Below are 19,093 nucleotides of genomic sequence, written 5' to 3' on the forward strand. Positions count from 1 at the left end.
ATGGCAGGCAGCAAGCGGAAACCCAAGAATGAACCTGCACAAAAGAAGATTGCACAAGAAAGCTCATCGCTGAAAAGGCTGAAGCGTTTCAAGGCTATCGCTGAAAAAGAATTTCAGACCATGAAGCCTTTGCTGGATGAAGCATTTGACTATGCGATCCCCTTTCGCAAAGGATCATCTGATGGTACCGGCCAGAAGCGCGTCAACAAGGCTTTTGACCAAACTGCAATTGTTGGGGCCTTTCGTTTTGCCGGTCGTCTTTGGCAAGATTTTGTTTCCGAGGAAATGTTCACGCTTAAACCGGGCGATATCCTGCCAGACGATATCAAGAACCAACTCCGGCCAGAACTGGAAAAATACACAACCATTCTGACCGCCATGTGTTCCAATGGTGAATTCGACCTGGCATTTCATGAAATGGGATTGGATTTGTCAGCCTCGACCGGCGCAATGTATGTGCAGCAAGGTGACAAAGATCTTCCAGCTCGTTTCCTGACAGTACCGATTGATGAGCTTCGTCTGCTTTGTGGGCCTCACGGGGATGTCATGGGCGTCTTCTGGGACCGGAAATGGCCGGTTTGGCATATTGAGGAGGAATTCGAGGACGAAAAATCCCGCTTTGGTGAAAAGCTGCAGGACAAGATCCAGAACAAACCAGAAGATGGAATCACTCTGACGGTTGCCACGCTTTACGACAAGAAATCCAAAGGCTGGATCACCTCGACATGGGTTGATTGCGATGACGTGATTTTCCGAGAGGAAAAGACCAGGACTAATCCTTGGATCACCCCGCGTTATTTCCGTGTTCCTGGCGAAACCTATGGTCGCGGTCCTGTCATGCTGGCGATGCCAAGCATCAAGACACTGAACACAGCACAAAGTCTGTCACTCCAATCAGCCGCTATTGCGCTCCTTGGGATCTGGACCGCCGTAGATGATGGTGTCTTCAATCCGGACATGTCCGATATCGAGCCGGGCGCAATCTGGACCGTGGCCCGAAATGGTGGTGTTTTAGGGCCATCCATCCAGCGTATGCAGGATCCGCGCATCGATGTCAGCAATATCGTGCTGAACGATCTTCGCATGGCCGTGCAATCAACCATGATGGATCAAAGCTTGCCGCCAGACGGGGCATCAGTGCGATCAGCAACCGAGATCCTTGAGCGCGTCAAGCGATTGGCGTCTGATCATACAGGGGCTTTTGGTCGCCTGGTTTATGAGATCATCGTTCCGCTTGCCCGTCGTTTGCTGGAAATCGCTTCGAACCTCAATCTGATCGAATCCGGATTGAACATCGATCAGCTTCTTGTGCAGGTCAAAGTCTCGTCACCTATCGCAACATCCCGTGCAGCCCAACGCATGGAAAAAATCGTCCAGTTTGTCGAGATATGCCTGGCTATCCTGCAAGAGCGGGCAAGCAATGTGGCCAAGCTCGAAGATGCTTTGGAACATATCGGCCATGAGCTGGGCGTACCGTCCAGATTTGTTGTGACTGCTGAAGAGCGCGCAGAAATTCAGAAGCGGGAGCAAGAAATGGCTGCTATGGCGGCTGCAGCTCAAGCCATGGGCGAAAATGTGTCAGGTGTTGAGGGAGTGGCGGCATGAACCAGACAGCATTGGGAATTCAGGATCTGATCGCCGGTCTCGGCACAGAAGCGCATTGGGGCAATCTGGAAGGCTTGATTGATCAATTCAGTCATCCAAGCCGCAAGGATGCATCTGCAGAAGAACAAGCCAGGCGCGAAGCTGAACGCCACAAGTGGCTCGCAAATTTGAAATCAGTTTTCGAGACCGAAGCTGGGCAGCACGTCTTGAGACAGTTCGTGCAAACCACGCTTCAAAGGCCCTCTGTGACCGTCTCACCAGAAACCATGCATTCCTTAAGCAGTGACCAGGTGGCGATGATCAGCACTTATCGAGAAGGCCAAAATTCCATCATTCGCACGATTTTGAAAGATCTGGCTGAAGCCGGATATGACCCGTCCAACAATAAGGAAAAACCCAATGCTTAAATCTGCTTTGCTCACTCCACGCTCCATAGCCTGGCTTGCTTCAGCTCCCTTTGGCCCTCAGATTGCCTTCGCTCCGGAAGATGGTACCGGCACTGGTGATGGTGAAGGGGCCGGAGATGAAAACAATCAGAACGAAAATAGCCAGGACAACAGTCCCTATCGCCCTGAAGGACTGGCAGAAGACTATCACGGTGAGAATGACCAAGAGACTATTGACCGCCTGGTTGCCAGTCTAAATGCATCCAATCCGCAATTGCCGGAAGATGTGAGCGGCTATGACTTCAAACCTGATGACGAGCTGAAAAGCTATTTCGGTGATACTGACGATCCTCTATTGAATTCCGCCAAAGCAGCCGCGCTCGAATGCGGCATCACTCCGGACAAGTTTCAGGACTTCATCAATAAAACCTTCAAAGGTCCTGTTGCTGAAGGCCTGTTAACCCCGGCATATGATCCAAAGAAGGAATTTGACACCCTTGCTGGCTATCTGAAGACAGATCCCCAAGGTGCTGAAAAAGCCGCAAATGATGCCCTGGCCATTGCCGAGAATATGGGCAAAAATCTGGGACTTCCCGAAAGTGCACAAGGCTTCATGTCCGGCATGAGCGAGATTGCCGACGGCATCATGATCATTCGCGCAATTGAAAATATGGCACAGGAAAAAGGCGTTGCTCTTGGTGAAACAGCCGATGGCTCTACTGCCTTCTTCTCAAAGGAAGAGCTGGCCAGAATGGGGGATGATCCCCGATTGAAACCGAGTTCATCAAAATATGACGCAAGCGTCGAGAAGAAATATAACGCTAGCTATCAGCATCATTATCCAGGCTAATCGGAACTTTGTTCCTTGGTCACCAAACGAGGGGACTGTTACGGCATAGTGCGAAATGACCCCCTAAGGCCTGACGGATCGCAACCTTAAAAATTTGTCGTTTGAGAAATACTCAAATGACAGCTCTGAGTCCATTTTGCATGATGTTGCACGATGTTCGAATGTCGGCTTCGATAGTTGATCTAGGTTCATACAATCGAGTGTTTTGAGAGGTTTGTTCTTGAGAACGAGCTCTGAAACATGAGAATGCATCCGTTCTCGACATTTGTTTGGCTGTGCTTCACGGGAGTTGTTTGAGCTTTGTCATTTATCTCAAGGTTCGGAACCGCAGCTGAATAGATTTTGCGAAAAGTCACATTTGAAGAGAGCGTGGAGCGCAACTCAATGCGCTCCTTGCCTTATTCCGGAGAAGGCTCGATTTACTTGATCTTGAAGCAAATGACCTCAACACGAAGGCTAAGATTTGGATCAGGATCCGTGTGTAAGTCTAACACCCAATGTCCGCTCTTGGATGTCCTGAAATAGGCATTGTCTCCCGAGTTTCCCAATCTTCCTTGTAAACCCCCAACAGTACAAACTGTTTTATCTGCTTTTACCGGAAGAATGTGCTGTTTCTCTGTGTGGTATCTTTTTCGGTGAACAATTTCTACCGATAGCCCTTTGATACGCTCATTCAAAGCCTGATCGGCCATCTCGGTAACTTGAGTTAGATTTTTAATGCTCATTTTTAAGTCGGTGATTTCCGAGTTCAGTCTCAGCACTTCCGCTGTCGGTGCCGTTGGCTCAGTCAACTCAGTAAAGTAAACTTGTACTGGCCCGGCGGTAGTGAACATGTTTACCTGTCCCCAGTCTTGCACTTTGTAGTCGCCGCCAGCTAGCGAAACCGTCAATGGATCATTTCTTGTGCAGCTGAGGTTAATTGCACCTGTTGAAATTGCTACTGGGGTCTTGGCGGAAGCAATGCCACCTCCAGCAATCACTTCGGAACAAACGAATCCGCGGACCTCGTAGCCCATATAAGAAACTTTTCCAGGGTTGGTATATCTAAGTCCGACGGCCACCGCTTGATTATTCGGTGTAATTTTAACGTCCACTTTAAGTCCATCTTTGTTCAGTGCTTTGCAATCGTTCCAAGCTCGGACGGCTTCTCCATACAGAGAGCGAGACTCTTCGTACAAATCAGCACTGCTTTCAGCTAACTCCTTATTGGTTTTGCACCACTGAAGTAGGTCGGATGAAGTCTTGGTTGTGTTGAAGTTTGCTTCACCACCTCCATATCCTAGAACCTCCACACTAATGTCGGCAAGTGTTTCGGCATTCATACTTGAAAACTTTTTGTGGCAGTGGTTGTGGTACTTTGTAGCGATGGATGCTCGGGCAGATTTCTTAATCGTTATGTTTGTAATGCCATGTGCCAAAATTGCATCACAAGTTGCAGATAAAGATGGTTGCGCGGTAAAAAGAACTGCTGCAGAAAGAGCAGTTACCCTCCAGTATTTTTTAAACAAAAGCATTTTCCTCTATATAATTTTTGATTGTTTTTATTTATTATACAACTTTCTATCGTTTACTTCAAATCTCCCATAAACTGATTTGCTGAAACTCGTGTAGTAAGCCCGCTGAATTGGACTTTCTTCTTAATAATTTTAGCTTTTTGTGAGACGACACCGCAGCAGTCATCGAAAACAGAATTGCGAACGTCTCAAAAGTCCGCAGTGCCGACCTTAGGGTGTTATTTCGCACTATTCCGCAACAGACCCCAACGTCGCTGGGGATGTAGGTAGATCTTGCAGCAGGCCTGCCATCGGTTGACCAATCCATGAGGCGGTTAGCGTTGAGTTCATGCCAGAGCTCAATGCGCCGCTTTTCTCTTGTCCGCAGTCGGCTCTGTCTCTGGCGAGATAAAACTCGCAATCAGAAGGCTGAATGATGAGCAACGACGTCCCAAATTGGTTCAAGACCCAATATAACGACAAGGTCCGTCAAAAATTCCAAGCCAAGGGATTTATGATGAAGTCGACCGTGACCTCGGAAACAAAGATTGAAGGGTCAAAGGCGATATTCCGTATTATGGGAAAAAGCCAGGCCCATAAGAAAAAACGTGGCCAGGCAGCCCGAAAGAACAACTCCCAGAAGAAAACAGTCGAAGCACATCTGGAGACCTGGGAATTCTTCGACACCTGTGAAACCTATGATGTCTCGCGCATGGGACCTGGTGAAAAGGAAAATCTGACAACTTCTGGCGCCATGGCTCTTGGTCGCGGTGTGGATCACGCCATTTTTGACGCTGGCGACAAGCTTTCCAGTACAAATGCTGGCACCGGTGCCGGTGTAAAGCCCCTTCTCGACGCAGATGGTCGTCCGGGCATGATTGGCGGGAACAACAAAGACTTTGTCCTTGATCTGCTTTTGATGATGAATACGGCGCTTCAAAATGCGGATGTGCCATGGGATGGCAATGTGTATTGTCCGCTGCCGTCTTTGATCTGGAACCAGTGCTTAGCCTACAAGCAGTTCAACAATGCTGATTGGACAGGTGACCAGCTTTCTTTCCTTCGCAATACCGTCTCCAAATTCTGGGGTGGTGTGCACTATTTCCTCGCACCGGATGAATATTTCACCGAGGTCGAAGAAGGTCATTACGACTTCAACATGTGGCACAAGGAAGCCATGGGCTGGAGCAATAACAAGGATCTGCAAACCATCTGGGATTGGGAAAATGATTTCGGCCATCACTCCATCCGTATGGAGGTTGAGGGCGCGGAAGCGGGCCTGATGGAAGAAGGTATTGTCCGTTGTCGCGTCAAGATACCAACCGAAATCACCCTCCAATAAGCTCATTTTGCCAAGCCAAGGAATTTAAAAGATGGCCTTTCAATTGAATGGATTCGTTCGATTGGCTTCTATCGGAGCCGTCGGAAGTGGTGCCAATGCCACAAAAGCACTTTGCACCTACCACACCAATGATGATGCGGCCGCTGTTGAAGCTGCCGGATATTTCGACAACCTGGCCAAGGATCTGGCCAAGGGCGATTTCATCATGGCCGGTCTGGACATTGATGGTACTCCCCAGCTCAAAAATTACATCGTCACCACTATTGCGGCGGGGGTCGTGACAATTGCTGCGCAGACCACTGCATAGCCGCATGTGTAGTGTTGGCAATTGTTGACCATGGCCCGGTGTTCCTTTCCGCCGGGCCATTTTTTTATCTCGAGTTCGCAGGATCTTTGCAATGTTGAATGAAATCGAAGTGATCCGACGTGCATGCGATCGGATTGGAATTCGCGCCCCTGAAAATCTGTCTGAAGAAGTCACGGCAGGGGTCACGGCTGATCGGTTATATGAACAGGAAGCCTCCTTTGCCCTAACGCTCTATCCCTGGTCATTTGCTCAAAAACTGGTTCGTCTGACCAAATTGGATGACGAACCAATTGCGGGATTCTCGGTCATTTTTCAAATGCCGGTCGGTGACAATGTTTTGCTTCTGGATCGGGTTACCGATCAACCTGATATCCCTGATCGCAATTTCACAGACTTCAAGCGCTTTGGTGACAAGATCTATTCCAACGCTGATGACTTATATGCAGTCGTTCGCTCCATGGCTTCACCTCACCTGTGGTCCCCCATTTTTGCCAAAGCTGTCAGCACTGGTCTTGCCGGTTTGCTGATTGAGGCAATTGCCTCTGATGGCAAACGAGCGGATGAGCTGAAACGGCAGGCCTATGGCAATCCAAGCGAACAAAACCGGGGCGGATTGATTGGTACTGCCATGCAAACCGATAGTTCCACAACACCAAACAAACGGATGCGCATGGGGCGCAATCCCTTGACTGAAGCATGGAGTAGCTAAATGGTTGCTCGTCCTGGACGCCTCATGGCGACTTTTACCGCTGGCGAGCTTGACCCGCTGGAGATCGACCGCACCGAGCTGAAATATTTCAATGCCGGTGCCTTGCATGTCGAGAATGTCGAGATCCACCCGCAAGGTGGTTTCACCAAACGCGGCGGATTGCGCCATGTCGTCAATGTCGATAATTCAACAGCTCGCCTTATTCCGTTCAAAAACTCGGCCGGTAGCAGCTTTGAAATCGCGTTGCGCGATGGTCATGCAGATGTGATCGATGGCGCTGCGATCACTGCCAGTTTTGCCCTGCCCTTCAATGTTGCTCATTTGCCGGAAATCACCTGGACACACCGCCAGGACACAATGTTCCTCTTTCATGAAGATGTGCAGTCTGTCCGGGTTATCAATACAGATTCAGGTTGGAGCCAAGGCAATCTGCCCTATGAAGAGATCCCGAATTATGACTATGGCGGGAACTATACCAATGGTGAACCTGCAGAATGGGAATTGCAATTCGTTGGCTTCTCCGCTGGTGACCGCTTCCGGGTAACCGTATCCGGACAAGACACCACCACCATTGATATGCCTGGCGGGATCAATTGGGACAGTGTGGCAACCCTGATCAAGAATGCCATTTTGGAATTGCCCAACGTCGCCCCTGGTCTCGTCGTAACTCAGAAGGCCAGCGCTCGCATTACAATCAGATTTGAAGGCAAGGAAAATCAGGGGGATGGCTGGGCCATTTCTGGTACCGCAATCAACAAAGCCGATGCCGCTATCCCAGCTTATAAGATCAAGGTTGGTTTGCAACCAGGTGAACCAATCATATCAGCGACACGCGGCTGGCCTCGTTGCGGGATGTTTTTCCAACAGCGTTTCTTTGCCGGTGGCTTCAAAAGCCGTGGTAACAACTGGATGACCTCGATTGTCGGTCGATATTTCACCTTTGATACGCGACTGGATGAAGCAAACGGGGCTTTTGTGGTGCCGCTGGACAGTGAAGGCGGCGAAAAGATCAATCACATTGTGCCTGGACGCAATATGCTGGTCTTCACGTCCGAACGTGAATACTGGATTTCCGAACGAACCATCGACAAGACAAAGCCAACCGTTCACGTGGAAGCCTCAACCCATGGAACAAAACCGGGCGTGCCAGTCGTCAAGAATGAAGGCGCGGCCATCTTCGTGCATAAATCGGGATCGGTCATTTCCGAATTTCGCTATACCGATGTAGATGGAAACTTTGTCAGTCAGCCAATTTCCATTCTTTCCCCACACTTGTTTGAAGACGTCACCGACATGGCCATGCGCCGTGCCAAACTCTCAACCGATGCAAATATGCTTGGTGTCCTTGATGCCAAGGGCCGCATGCGTGCCGGTTTCCTGCTGCGCCAACAGGATGTAACCGGCTTCGGCCGTATCACTTCCCAAGAGGATCTGTTTAGAGCAATTTCCGTCAATGGTCGCGATGAAATGGCTGTGGTCATGGAGCGCAATAATCAAAGACGATTGGAACGCTTTGAACGAGGGCTTTTGCTGGATGCAGCCAAGCCTTTTACCTTTCCGGATGCTCGCTCCGAGATAACGGGCCTGGAACATTTGGAAGGGCGGGATGTCTGGGTCTTGGGGGATGGTGATGTTTATGGGCCCTGCAAAGTTCTGAATGCCAAGATCCAGGTACCAACTCCGGTCCAGACTGGTGAGGTTGGCTTGTTTGCCCCACCCAAGGTAACAACATTGCCGCCCCCTCGCGACATTGGACCAAAGACCGTTTTGCGTCGTCAGGCTCGCATTCATTCAGTGTGGGTTTCGGTTGTCAATACCACATCCCTTGCCATTGCTGCCAACGGAGAGGAACCGGTTGACGTGCCTCTACGCGCTTATGATGGGAACATGGACAAGCCGGAACTGGACGCTGGCTATACCGGCATGATCGAGCTGCGAGGTCTGAAAGGCTTCGCCCATGAACCAACAGTCACGATCACGCAGACCAGACCGGGCCGTCTGGCGGTGAGATCCATAACGATTGAAGCCAAATTGTAGGAGCTGCACATGGAGTTGGCATTGGGCGCATTGGGAGCGTTAACCGGGGGTGGCGGAGCTGCTGCGGCTGGTGGTGCTGCGGCTGCGGGAACGGCTGCTGCAACTGCTGGCACAGCCGCCACGGCTGCAACCACGGCCGGGAGCGGTTTGAGTGTGAGCGGGATCTTGAAAGGCGTTGTCGGCATTGCCAGCGCCTTGACGGCTGTCCAGGCTGCAGACATTCAGGCCGAACAATATGACATGAAAGCGGACGATTCAGAGAGCGCAGCGCGTGATGAAGAAGTCAAAGGCATGCAGCGTTCGACCAATATCAAGCGGCAATTGGCAAAAGCCCTGGGCGAAAATGCGGTGAAGTTCGCGGCCTCCGGTCAGCTCGTCGGGGAAGGCGTTTCTGAAGATAACGCCCTTTCCCTGGAAGAACGGGCGAGCTCTGACATTACGGTCGACCGTGCCGACACAGATGCACGCATGGCTTTGCATCGCGCCCGGGCTGCTGGCTGGCGTCGTGTTGCCTCCCGAACCAGGAGCGCTGGCCGGTCACGTGGGCTGATTGGTGCATTGGGAGCAGCTGCGGGGATGTTTGGATGACGAATAGACAAGGTAGAAGCCCTGGCAATCTGACCAAATTGAACACTCAGGGGCAGGTTTCCACGAAACCAACCACGGCCGTGGATCCCAATGTGAGCATTTTCTATGCCTTGCAGCGAGATCTTCAACGCATGGGATCTGCTTTGAGTCAGATGGCCCATAAGGCAATGGCCAGGCAAAAGACAGCTTCAATAGAAGCAGGAAAGACACAAGGTCATAAAGATGCGTACAGCGTCGATCTGGGCACTGGCAGTAACCAAACGGCAGGAGAACCATCCGATATCGGCAATCGCCTCATGGTCGATATGCAGAAGGATCTAAACCTGACCAAAGCGCAAGCCGCCGGGTTTGTCGGCAATCTGGCCCATGAAAGCGGGAACTTTAAAACACTGCAAGAGGTGTCCCCTCTAGTGAAAGGCTCCCGTGGTGGTTTTGGTTATGCCCAATGGACCGGTCCCCGGCGTCGCCAGTTCGAAGCCTTTGCACAGGAGAAAGGACTTGATCCTGCATCATACGAAGCCAATTACGGCTTTCTAATTCATGAGCTGACCAATAGTCCGGAAGGTTCTGTTCTGGATGCACTGCGTCAAGCTGGCGATGCCCAATCCGCTGCTGAAATAGTCTCAAAGAAATTTTTGCGGCCCGGCATCCCACACATGAAAAGTCGCATGAAATGGGCCAGCCGATTTGCAAATAGTGAAGTCTCGGCAGGTGCGCCTGTTGCTGGATCAGGCAGACCAGGGCCAACAGGGCCAGCATTGGCATTGCGTTCAGATGATACACCCGGTGGAAAAGCCTATAACGCTACGCTTAACCGGGATCTTGCCCGTCGCGTGCCGGTAGAGATCAATCAAAAAATTGATGAAATCTACGAAGAACACAAAGATGATCCGACTGCATTGACCAAGGCGCTAGATGCTGCACAAAAAGAAATACTTGGCAATATAAGCTCGATTCCTTCAGACCCCGCTGTACAGTGGCTGGCTGAACAGACATTTGCCAGAAAGCGCCTTGTGTTCGAAAGGTCTGCCATTGCTGAACAGGACAAGCGTGTCAGAGAAGGCGAAAGATCAAACTACGATGCTGCACTGACTTCTCAATTTTCCAGCTTGGAAAAGCAGGCTTATCTTGTTGGAGACGATATTCAGGCGGGTGCAGACCTTGAAATATCGATGAATGAGGCCCTGGGCAATATTGAGGAAGCCCGGTTTGCGGGTGTCATTTCTCCCAAGTTGGCCGAAAAGCAAAAAAGAGAGGTACTCGGTACTGTCACCTCTGCTCGACTTCGCGGTGTTTTTGACAGTTTGCCAGATGCGGATAGCAAGGAAGCCTATGTAGCAGAAATGCGCAAACAATGGTCTAGCGGAGCGGAAGAGTTCGCTTCTCTTTCTCTTGATCAGGTTCGTGCAATAGAGCGCAATTTCAAAGCTGTGATTTCGCAAGAACGCAGACAGGCCCATGCCGACGCCAGAATACAATCCCGAAAAATGGAACGCCTGATCAATGATGATCTTGCCAGCATTTCCCGTGATGGTGTTGGTCTTGCCATCGATGGTGCAGAACTGACATTTGACCAAGTCAGCTCGATCCTGGGCAAAGAGCGAGCAACTGAATGGGACCGAAAACGCGATATCAGTGCAGCAAGTTATCAGGCGATTTCCGGTCTTGATGTCCTACCCGCCGATGAAATTGCAGAACAGTTGCAAAAGCTGGAACCAAAGCCCGGTATCAAGGGTTATGTCGATCAGTTGGAAATCTTGTCGAACGCCAACAAAGCGGCGCAACAGATTCTAAAACTTAGAAAATCTGATCCAGCTCAAGCAGTGGATGAAGCCTTTGACGAATTGGTACCGCTCAAAGATGAAGCGATGGACGGGGATCTGGCCAGTCTGGAAGAGCTGATCAAAGGTCGTTTTGATGCTCAAGAGGTTCTTGGTATTCCAGATAAGACACAAGCTCCCCTCACCTTATCAGAATTGACCGCCCTGGCTGAACCTGTAGCAAAAGATCCGGACAAGCAAACCTGGTTGGATCTGGCTGGCAAGATCGATCAGACCTATGGCCCATTTGCTGATGAAGTCATGATCCAGGTGATGCGCTGGAAAGGTCTACATAAGGATGTTGCTGAAGCGGCCGTTGGCCATTTGCGCAACATCGAGCTAGGCAAAAAACCAAGCCGGTCTGAAGCAAGGACCATTGAGGACAAGGCACAGGCTTCCAGCGCCACTCAGTCCCTGGAAGGTCAATATGACCAGGTGAAATGGAAAGAGCAGCCAACAGGATCTGCAATTTCGTTGCTTCGAGACAATCCGGACAAAGCTGGTGAATTTGACCAAAAATTCGGGGATGGAGCTGCTGATTATTACTTGCGAGCCATAGAAGCCGCCCGACAGGAAACAGAACGCTATCAAGCCACCTTGGATAATCACGGCATTACGATCCATGAAGATGGATCTGAAGATTATGACCCTGCAAAGGATCGTCGCAAATGACCAATTTCTTTGACGAAGCACAACAACAAGGGGAAAGCGGCGTCCTGAAGGAAGCCCCACGCCCTGGTCTGGCTGAACGATTTTACATCAACATGGAAGCCGCAACCCGCAAAGGCACTGTGACCGGCGCTTTGCGCGACGTGAACAGGGTTGAAGATCGCAAACGCTTTGAAAGTCGATATCAGAGTTTCCCGGAATGGGATGGAATGGGCGAAGGCGCGGCCGCTCTTGCTGGTCAGCTTGCTGGTACCATCGTGGATGCCGAGCGTGGTACGCCTCATCTGGAAAACCTCTTACCGATTGGATTGGGTGAAAAAGCCCTTGCTCTTGGCGGAAAAGGTTTGACCAGCCTTCGCGCTCGTTTGTTTGCCGGGGCGATTGATAGTGCTGCAGTAAATGCTGGAACAGATGCGGCTATCCAGGGCCTTGAAATGGGGGCAGGCTTTAGAGAAGCCTTTGACCCAATCCAGTTTGCAAGCTCTGTCGGTCTGGGTGCTGTTGCCGGTGGCGCCCTTGGCCCAATCACGCATAGGCCAAGCACAGGCGGGCGCGTGGCTAACAACCTGGAACGGAACATCGATGAAATCGAGCCGGTCACACAATCATCTCTGCTAGAAGCTCCCGACCACGTTTCCATCGAGCCAAACAGGCCCAAAATGGACGTTGTGGACTCGACAGGCGCAAAAGTGGAACTGGATGGCATTGACACCCTCCAAAGTGATGCAAGGCGCTCTGTGGCCTCGTCTGAGGCTGATTTGGAGCCTGTTGCCCTTGGTGATCAGCTCATGCCCCATTCCGAGCGCAGTGTCAGGGTCTCGGAGGAAACAAGGGCATTCGGCTCTGAAGCAAAACCAACTGCCAATCAAGACGGAATTCATGACGGCCCAGATGTATTGTCCCTAACGGACGATGCTGACCTAACAGCAACCAAAGCTCGAACGTCCCAAATGACCGGTGAATTGCAGCGCAATCCTGATGGCGTCACACGAGAACAGTCAGCAGCAAATCAGGAACGGGCATTTGAACGCCTGAAGGATATTTCCGAAAAGCTGGCTGATCTGGTCGAAGCGGCCGCAACCAGGCAAGGCGTTCTGAAATGGATGGGCGGCAAAATGAGCAAAGCCCTGGGAACGCATAATTTGCGTACCGGCGTTATCCGCCTTCAGATCCAGGATGATTTTTCAGTCTATGCCCATGAGATCGGTCACCATGTTGAAATCAAACTGGGCACAGATTTTCAAAAGCTCATGCGGCTGAATGCCATTGAGCTGGAACCCATGGCCTATATCGGCGCAGATCCCAAGGTCAAACTGGAAGAAGGGTTTGCCGAATTCTTCCGCGTTTACATGACCAACCCCAATTATGCAGCCACTAAAGCACCAAAGTTCAATAAGGAATTCACTCGCTTCCTGAAGGAGCATAAACCGGACTGGTTAAAGGGATTGGCCGATATCCAGGATGCCTTCCATCAATGGCGCACTTTGCCATCCGATGAAGCCATTGCCAGCTCTATTGTCACCAGCAAACGCAAGGGCCTTGTCGGGCAGGCCAAAGAGGATGCCAAGCGTTTCGGTATTGGTCATACCATTGGTGATTTTTTGCATGATGCCTATGGCATGTTCTTGGACTTCAAGCATCCAATCCAGCGCGGTGTGCGTGAGCTGGCAAAAATCTATTCAGAGAATACCGGCCGCAAGCTGGATTTGAATGCGGCTGAAGATCCTTATAAGCTGGCTCGAATGCTCGATGGTGCGCAATCAGCCGGTCACATGGATATCATGCATGGTGTCCATGCCTATCGCTCGATGGACCCATCATCCGCTTCCTTGCGCGATGCTCTTGTCGAGGCCATGGGCGGCGCAAATGTGCTATCGAAATGGGACGAGGATCTGCTGCAGAAATTCGGTGCCTATTTATGGGCCCGGCGTGCTGTTGGTGAATGGGACCGGTTCGACAAGGGCCTGATCCCAAACGAGCCGGACAAGTTCACTCGTGGAGATCATGCCCGTGCCATCCAAACCCTTGAAGCTGACCATCCGCAATTCGTAAGCGCGGCCGATAAGGTCTATGACTGGAACCGTGCCATGTGGCGCAAAAAGCTGGATGCAGGATTGATCACCAAGGCCCAATATAGCGACGGTTTGCTCATTCGCGATTATGTTCCTGGTCTTCGCAAATTCGACTATGACGGGGATCCAGTCGGAGACGGTGGCGGCCGGAAAAGCAAAAGCGCAAAATCTGACCAGGTGAAGCGGTTTGTCGGGTCCAGTCGTGATGTTGTCAATCCGTTGGAAAGCCTGATGGCAGATGCCTATCACACTGCCAGCGCCATTGCTCACAATAACATAATCCGTTCTCTTGATCGTCTCGCGCTGCGAGCTGGTCATGGTGGCGGTAAAATTGCCGAACGTATTCCGGCCAAGGAATTGCGCATGGTGATGAAAATCGATCCAATGGAAGCCTTTGCCGATGCAGCCAAGCAAAATGGCTATGGACCGATGGAAGTTTCGACGTTGCGTGATGCTTTGGAAGCAACATTAGGCGATACCAAGGGGCGCATTTTCCGGCCACAGGTCATTTCAGAGAATGGACAGAATATCGTCTTCTTCCGAGATGGTGGCCAGCTTCAAGCGCTCCGGCTTGCTGATGGCAAGTTGGGCCAGCAAATGATGCAGTCATTCGGCTTGATGCAAAAGCATGAGCAAAATTTCTGGATTGAAATGCTGTCTACTTCCGCAACTACTTTGCGCACTGGTGTAACGGCCGCGCCAGAATTCATTGCCGCCAACCTGATCCGCGACCAGGTGATGGCCACCATCTTCTATGGCAAGCCCTTTGCTCGCGTCAAAGCAACAGCTTCAGGTGTCATGGATGAGTTGCGCGGCCGGGATGCGGCGCGGCATTACAATGTCATGGGCGGTATCATGGGTGGTGAGAATGTGGCCAGTTTGCGCAATGGCGCAGTGAATCGAGATCTTCAGGCCTTGCGCAAAAAGGGGTATGTCGCTCATCATCTGGCAAACAAAAATCTCAAGGATGCCCTAAAAGGTTGGATGGCCTTGACTGAGGTCTCAGAGACTTCAACCCGGATCGGTTTGTTCAAGACCTTCTTCGAAGAGGCCAAATTACGTGGACTCTCCGAATATGAGGCGGCGTTAGAGGCCTCCTATCGAGCGCGGGACCATATCGACTTTGACCGGCGTGGTTTTGCCATGACTGGCCTTGCTCGCATTATTCCCTTTCTCAATGCCAGCTTGCAGGGCATGGACAAAAGCACCCGTCAAATGATGCTCCCAATTGCAAAGAAAATGATGGGCAAGGTTCTGACGGCTGAAGACGAAGCGGCCTTGCCGATGGCGGCAAAGAGCTGGGCGCGTCTCTCCACTCTCATGATGGCCGGTCTGGGCATTCATGCTCTCATGAGCCAATATGATGATTATCAGGAAATCTCGGACACCACCCGCGCCACACATTGGATGATCAAAAGCGGGAACACCTGGATTGCCGTACCCAAACCTTTCGAAATGGCCGTGTTTCTGAATATCGCTGAAGCGGCTTTTGACGGGATAATAAAAGACGATGCGCTGGCTTATGAACGGTGGCTGGAAGGGTCAATGAAAACCCTTTTCCCGCCCAATGTCATCGAAGGGAACCCGGCGATAAGATCCTATTTTGAGAAAAAATCCAATACGGATTTCTTTAGCGATCGGGAAATCGTTCCAGAGCATATGAAAGGCCTTGAACCACATTTGCAATATACCGCTCGCACCTCGGAATTTTCCAAGCTTCTGGGGGAAGCCATGGGCTGGTCTCCAGCAATGACAGATAAGATGATTGTCAATTTCTTTGGCGGTCTCGCCCGCTCCGCACTCGCCCTTTTTGATGCCGGTACCAGCGACAAGCCAGATCAGTCCCTTGATGACATGGCCATTTTGCGCCGCTTCATCAAATCGTCTTCGAAGGGGTCCCGGTCCTTAAATGGATTTTGGAAGCTGGTCGCACCATCGATGGGCAGTTTCGAGGGAGCCAGCAAGAGCTATGATGCCATTCTGCAAGCAGGTGATGAAGCAGACGCGGCGGACTATCTGGCAGACATGGACGAAGAGAAGCGGGTCTGGCTGGTTTCTCGTCATGGCGATAGCAAAGCCAAGAAACTGCATCCCCTTGATCGCGCCAGGCGAGCCGTGCGGGCAATCTCCAAACTTCGCAGAGATATGGCAGACGACAAGGTGACAGGCTCCGATGGGGAAAGCCTGTTCACCTCTCAGCAGCGTGGGGTGTTGACAGATATTCTGGAAGAGATTGCAGTGATCGAAGCTCGCAATGCTCTTGTCTTGCTTGAACAGCCTGGATGGGCGCAGCGTGGTATCATGGATCTGCAAGGGCATTATCGCGAACTGAAGGCGGTCAATCCGAAAATGCACCAGATCCTTGCTGACCATTATGCAACGGGCAAGGTCATTCCCTGGCAAACAATTCAAGAGGCTTGGCCGGACTATCGCAAACGTCTACTGGAAGATGGATCTTCAGCTCCAATGAAGGATCTGGCCTTGCTTGAAAAACAAGGTTACGAGCTGAATGGGGTGAAAATCAAACGCCCATCGAGGCCGGAGATCCCCGGAATGCGAGACTAGGACGCCAATGCATCTATCACTGCTTTTGGGTTTTTCTCCAAAACACGCAAAAGGGTTTGTGCAGGGCCGCTGACGGTTCTTCGGCCTTGTTCCCATTTCTGATAACCAGACAAGCTCATTCCCATGAGAGGGGCCATTTCAGCTTGTGTCAGTTTGGCTTTTTTACGGACTTCGCTTGGAGAGACGGCATGATGAATAACCATTCCTGGTACATCTTCGCCTTTTGTATATGCCGCCACTTCCTGCAAGGATTGAATGAGATCATCACCAAACTGTGTCATGATTTTTCTCCTTTCAGATGTTTTTTGATTTCCTTCACCAACCTGACAACAATCTTCTTTTCTGCTGGATCAAGATCAGTTTTCTCGCCTTTGCCATAAACCAGTAGAGCAAAAATCGGATTATCCTTGTCGTACCAATAATAAATGACACGGGCACCACCGCGCTTTCCCTTGCCTTTTGCTGGAACTCGCAATTTACGAATACCGCTCGTTCCGGGAATTTCATCCCCTTTCAGGGGATAGCTCGCCAGATAATCAATTACTTCTTTTTTCTCGTCAGGCGAGAAGAGTTTTTCCGCCTGTTTGGTAAAGCTTGGGAATTCCGAGACTGTTTGCATAATGCCATACTAACCCAATGGGGCACACAAAGCAACCCATTGGGTTACCCATCATTGACACAGTTGACCAAGCCCACGTCATAGGATCATAGGCGGCAAAGATGGAGCTGCCTATGGTCAATGCTATCACACAAGACAATCGAGAAACCTTTCCAATAGCAAATGCCGGACAGGTTGATTTCACTGTTTCCTTTGCCTTCCAGCAGGAAGAAGATCTGGAATTTTCCAAATGGGTCAATGAGGCCTATGTCCCCCTCATTCTCAATGTCGATTACACGGTGACAGGTGGCTATGGTGCGGCCGGGGGCCTTCACCTGACCACTCCTGCAGAAGCGGGTCAAAAATACAGGATCAAGGGTCTGGCTGAACTGGATATCAATATCCAGGTCACGGGCCAGCGACGAGATCCTGAGATTATCAATAGTCTGTTTGAGCGCTGCTTGATCTGGGCTACCGAGCAAGGCCGGGAAGTGGCGCGTGTCCTTGGACCATTCAAAGACTTACTCGAACAGGCTTTGCCAGCCGCACAAGCCGCCAGTGATCAGGCTAATGCGGCAATTGCCGCAACCACTCAGATCAAAGATGATGCAATCGCTGCTACTGGTCAGATCCTGACTGAGGCTCAAACAGCGAAAGATCAGGCCGTAGCGGCGAAAGATCAGGCGGAATCTGCAAGGAATGCGGCTCAAGCAGCAACACCAATCTCTGCTAGTGACAAAGGTCGCGAGCTGGTTGGAAAAGAAACCGCCTCAGAAATGCGAACAGTCTTGGGCGCTGCAAGTACTGTTGAACTCTCAACTAAAGCGGATGCCTCACATAATCACGCAATTGGTGATATGACAGGCGTGAATACTGCATTCGATCTGGCTCAAGGTCTGTTCGGCGGTAAAGGTCCATCCGACTTAGGTGGTGCGAAACCGATTGGTTTCAAAATCTTCACTTCGTCAACTCAAGCCACACTCACAGTCGGCACCAAATATATCCTAGTCCTCGCTATTGGTGGCGGTGGTGGCAGCGCAAGTTACAATGGCGTGGTTGGTAATGGAGGGCCAGGAGCTACCACTCTAGGTTTCTCACTTACTCCTGATCCAGAACTTAGCGTTACCGTTGGCGGCGGCGGATCGAGTGGCTGGAATTCATCCAGTGCTGGTGGCTCATCCAGTGCTGGCACTGTTGTTGCCGGTGGAGGAGGAAGAGGGACAACTAACGGTGTAAGCGCTTATTCAGGAGGCAGAGGTTCTGCTCAAGGAGGAATGGATATAGGACTTTCTCATCCTTCGTACGGCAACCCTAAGGGATCTGGTGTGGTTTGTATCTGGGAGTTTGGATAATGAAATACGCAATTGTAAATGAAGCATCACGTATCATTGAAAACGTCATTGTACTGAATGATCCAGAAGGCTTCGCACCTCCCGAGGGATCTTATCTGAAAAAAGATGATCAAGGATTAGCCGTAATCGGTCAGGAACTCGATGGAGAGGGTGAATTCATTACACCTGAACCGGTGGATTTGACAAAACAGAAAGCACCTCTTCTGCCAGTCACGCGCAAACAGCTTATCGATGTTCTGATTGATCATGATCTTGATGAGCAGGTCGAGCCAGCACTAAACGCCATTCCGGATATCAAGGCACGAAAGAAGGCGCTGAACGCTTGGCAGAATGCCAGCCAGTACGAACCTGATCATCCATTGGTTTTGCAGCTCAAGGGCGTTCTCAAACTGACCAACGAACAGTTTGATGCCTTCTGGCGTGAGGCCATGGCGGCATGATCCGGCGTTACATCCTCAATATTCTGATCGCCATAGATCAGCTCTTCAGCGCTATCGCTTTTGGAGATCCGGACGAGACAATTTCCTCTCGCCTGGGCAAGTCGCAGCGCGGGGACCATGGCCCTTTTTGGAAGCACGTTTGGTGGCCGGTGCGATTGACGGTCGACGGCCTGTTTTACCTTGTTGGAGAACCCAATCATTGCATTCGGTCCATTGAAAAAGACGAGGGACAGAATGCCATTCTCTAACGAGGCTGTCCC

General features: G+C 50.9%; 16 protein-coding genes. 13 read left to right on the plus strand and 3 right to left on the minus strand.

Features of this window, described 5'->3' with window-relative positions; all coding sequences use genetic code 11:
* Genes CRO57_RS20195 through CRO57_RS20205 form a run of 3 tightly spaced genes read left to right on the plus strand, consistent with a single transcriptional unit; the run spans position 1 to position 2,841 of the window.
* Positions 1-1,605: a portal protein gene (locus tag CRO57_RS20195; RefSeq protein WP_097155320.1), complete on the plus strand. Its 1,605-nt coding sequence runs from the start codon at positions 1-3 to the stop codon at positions 1,603-1,605.
* Positions 1,602-2,012, plus strand: a complete 411-nt coding sequence (locus CRO57_RS20200; protein WP_097155321.1) for a hypothetical protein — start codon at positions 1,602-1,604, stop codon at positions 2,010-2,012. Before CRO57_RS20195 ends, CRO57_RS20200 begins: the two co-directional genes overlap by 4 nt.
* Positions 2,005-2,841, plus strand: coding sequence for a hypothetical protein (locus tag CRO57_RS20205; RefSeq protein ID WP_097155322.1), 837 nt, complete (start codon positions 2,005-2,007; stop codon positions 2,839-2,841). Before CRO57_RS20200 ends, CRO57_RS20205 begins: the two co-directional genes overlap by 8 nt.
* 419 nt (positions 2,842-3,260) lie before the next feature.
* On the opposite strand, the gene CRO57_RS20210 is transcribed toward CRO57_RS20205, so the two are convergent.
* Entirely contained in the window at positions 3,261-4,355 is a 1,095-nt protein-coding gene (locus CRO57_RS20210; RefSeq protein WP_097155323.1) for a hypothetical protein, read from the minus strand.
* Positions 4,356-4,770: 415 nt separating this feature from the next.
* Between CRO57_RS20210 and CRO57_RS20215 the strand changes: the two genes are divergently transcribed.
* From CRO57_RS20215 to CRO57_RS20245, 7 genes are all read left to right on the plus strand, one after another.
* Entirely contained in the window at positions 4,771-5,676 is a 906-nt protein-coding gene (locus tag CRO57_RS20215; protein WP_244580174.1) for a phage capsid protein, read from the plus strand.
* Between the two features lie 31 nt (positions 5,677-5,707).
* A complete protein-coding gene (locus tag CRO57_RS20220; protein ID WP_097155325.1) occupies positions 5,708-5,983 on the plus strand; it encodes a hypothetical protein in 276 nt (91 codons plus the stop codon).
* Positions 5,984-6,074: 91 nt separating this feature from the next.
* A complete protein-coding gene (locus CRO57_RS20225) occupies positions 6,075-6,692 on the plus strand; it encodes a phage connector family protein (protein ID WP_097155326.1) in 618 nt (205 codons plus the stop codon).
* The gene (locus tag CRO57_RS20230) at positions 6,693-8,729 is read left to right on the plus strand and encodes a phage tail protein (protein ID WP_097155327.1); all 2,037 of its coding nucleotides are present in this window, start codon (positions 6,693-6,695) and stop codon (positions 8,727-8,729) included.
* Positions 8,730-8,738: 9 nt separating this feature from the next.
* Positions 8,739-9,317: a hypothetical protein gene (locus CRO57_RS20235; protein WP_097155328.1), complete on the plus strand. Its 579-nt coding sequence runs from the start codon at positions 8,739-8,741 to the stop codon at positions 9,315-9,317.
* The gene (locus CRO57_RS20240; RefSeq protein WP_097155329.1) at positions 9,314-11,809 is read left to right on the plus strand and encodes a phage tail tip lysozyme; all 2,496 of its coding nucleotides are present in this window, start codon (positions 9,314-9,316) and stop codon (positions 11,807-11,809) included. Before CRO57_RS20235 ends, CRO57_RS20240 begins: the two co-directional genes overlap by 4 nt.
* Positions 11,806-16,443 carry an LPD38 domain-containing protein gene (locus CRO57_RS20245; protein WP_097155330.1) on the plus strand — a complete coding sequence of 1,546 codons (4,638 nt, stop codon included), beginning with the start codon at positions 11,806-11,808 and terminating at the stop codon, positions 16,441-16,443. Before CRO57_RS20240 ends, CRO57_RS20245 begins: the two co-directional genes overlap by 4 nt.
* On the opposite strand, the gene CRO57_RS20250 is transcribed toward CRO57_RS20245, so the two are convergent.
* Both CRO57_RS20250 and CRO57_RS20255 read right to left on the minus strand, forming a co-directional pair.
* A complete protein-coding gene (locus CRO57_RS20250; protein WP_097155331.1) occupies positions 16,440-16,724 on the minus strand; it encodes a helix-turn-helix domain-containing protein in 285 nt (94 codons plus the stop codon). The genes CRO57_RS20245 and CRO57_RS20250 overlap by 4 nt on opposite strands.
* Positions 16,721-17,062, minus strand: coding sequence for a type II toxin-antitoxin system RelE/ParE family toxin (locus tag CRO57_RS20255; RefSeq protein ID WP_097155332.1), 342 nt, complete (start codon positions 17,060-17,062; stop codon positions 16,721-16,723). The genes CRO57_RS20250 and CRO57_RS20255 overlap by 4 nt, the downstream gene beginning before the upstream one ends.
* Before the next feature lie 113 nt (positions 17,063-17,175).
* On the opposite strand from CRO57_RS20255, the gene CRO57_RS20260 reads away from it, so the two are divergent.
* Genes CRO57_RS20260 through CRO57_RS20270 form a run of 3 tightly spaced genes read left to right on the plus strand, consistent with a single transcriptional unit; the run spans position 17,176 to position 19,081 of the window.
* Positions 17,176-18,393 (plus strand): glycine-rich domain-containing protein, encoded by a 1,218-nt coding sequence (locus tag CRO57_RS20260; RefSeq protein WP_141401293.1) that lies wholly within the window; start codon positions 17,176-17,178, stop codon positions 18,391-18,393.
* The gene (locus CRO57_RS20265; protein WP_097155334.1) at positions 18,393-18,833 is read left to right on the plus strand and encodes a hypothetical protein; all 441 of its coding nucleotides are present in this window, start codon (positions 18,393-18,395) and stop codon (positions 18,831-18,833) included. Before CRO57_RS20260 ends, CRO57_RS20265 begins: the two co-directional genes overlap by 1 nt.
* Positions 18,830-19,081: a hypothetical protein gene (locus CRO57_RS20270; RefSeq protein ID WP_097155335.1), complete on the plus strand. Its 252-nt coding sequence runs from the start codon at positions 18,830-18,832 to the stop codon at positions 19,079-19,081. The genes CRO57_RS20265 and CRO57_RS20270 overlap by 4 nt, the downstream gene beginning before the upstream one ends.
* Positions 19,082-19,093: the final 12 nt, after the last annotated feature.

This window comes from Cohaesibacter gelatinilyticus (assembly GCF_900215605.1).
GTDB classification, from domain to species: Bacteria; Pseudomonadota; Alphaproteobacteria; order Rhizobiales; family Cohaesibacteraceae; genus Cohaesibacter; species Cohaesibacter gelatinilyticus.

Coding starts and splice junctions, on each gene's coding strand:
- CRO57_RS20195 (WP_097155320.1), top strand. CDS start 1: ATGGCAGGCAGCAAGCGGAAACCCAAGAATGAACCTGCACAAAAGAAG.
- CRO57_RS20200 (WP_097155321.1), top strand. CDS start 1,602: ATGAACCAGACAGCATTGGGAATTCAGGATCTGATCGCCGGTCTCGGC.
- CRO57_RS20205 (WP_097155322.1), top strand. CDS start 2,005: ATGCTTAAATCTGCTTTGCTCACTCCACGCTCCATAGCCTGGCTTGCT.
- CRO57_RS20210 (WP_097155323.1), bottom strand. CDS start 4,355: ATGCTTTTGTTTAAAAAATACTGGAGGGTAACTGCTCTTTCTGCAGCA.
- CRO57_RS20215 (WP_244580174.1), top strand. CDS start 4,771: ATGAGCAACGACGTCCCAAATTGGTTCAAGACCCAATATAACGACAAG.
- CRO57_RS20220 (WP_097155325.1), top strand. CDS start 5,708: ATGGCCTTTCAATTGAATGGATTCGTTCGATTGGCTTCTATCGGAGCC.
- CRO57_RS20225 (WP_097155326.1), top strand. CDS start 6,075: ATGTTGAATGAAATCGAAGTGATCCGACGTGCATGCGATCGGATTGGA.
- CRO57_RS20230 (WP_097155327.1), top strand. CDS start 6,693: ATGGTTGCTCGTCCTGGACGCCTCATGGCGACTTTTACCGCTGGCGAG.
- CRO57_RS20235 (WP_097155328.1), top strand. CDS start 8,739: ATGGAGTTGGCATTGGGCGCATTGGGAGCGTTAACCGGGGGTGGCGGA.
- CRO57_RS20240 (WP_097155329.1), top strand. CDS start 9,314: ATGACGAATAGACAAGGTAGAAGCCCTGGCAATCTGACCAAATTGAAC.
- CRO57_RS20245 (WP_097155330.1), top strand. CDS start 11,806: ATGACCAATTTCTTTGACGAAGCACAACAACAAGGGGAAAGCGGCGTC.
- CRO57_RS20250 (WP_097155331.1), bottom strand. CDS start 16,724: ATGACACAGTTTGGTGATGATCTCATTCAATCCTTGCAGGAAGTGGCG.
- CRO57_RS20255 (WP_097155332.1), bottom strand. CDS start 17,062: ATGCAAACAGTCTCGGAATTCCCAAGCTTTACCAAACAGGCGGAAAAA.
- CRO57_RS20260 (WP_141401293.1), top strand. CDS start 17,176: ATGGTCAATGCTATCACACAAGACAATCGAGAAACCTTTCCAATAGCA.
- CRO57_RS20265 (WP_097155334.1), top strand. CDS start 18,393: ATGAAATACGCAATTGTAAATGAAGCATCACGTATCATTGAAAACGTC.
- CRO57_RS20270 (WP_097155335.1), top strand. CDS start 18,830: ATGATCCGGCGTTACATCCTCAATATTCTGATCGCCATAGATCAGCTC.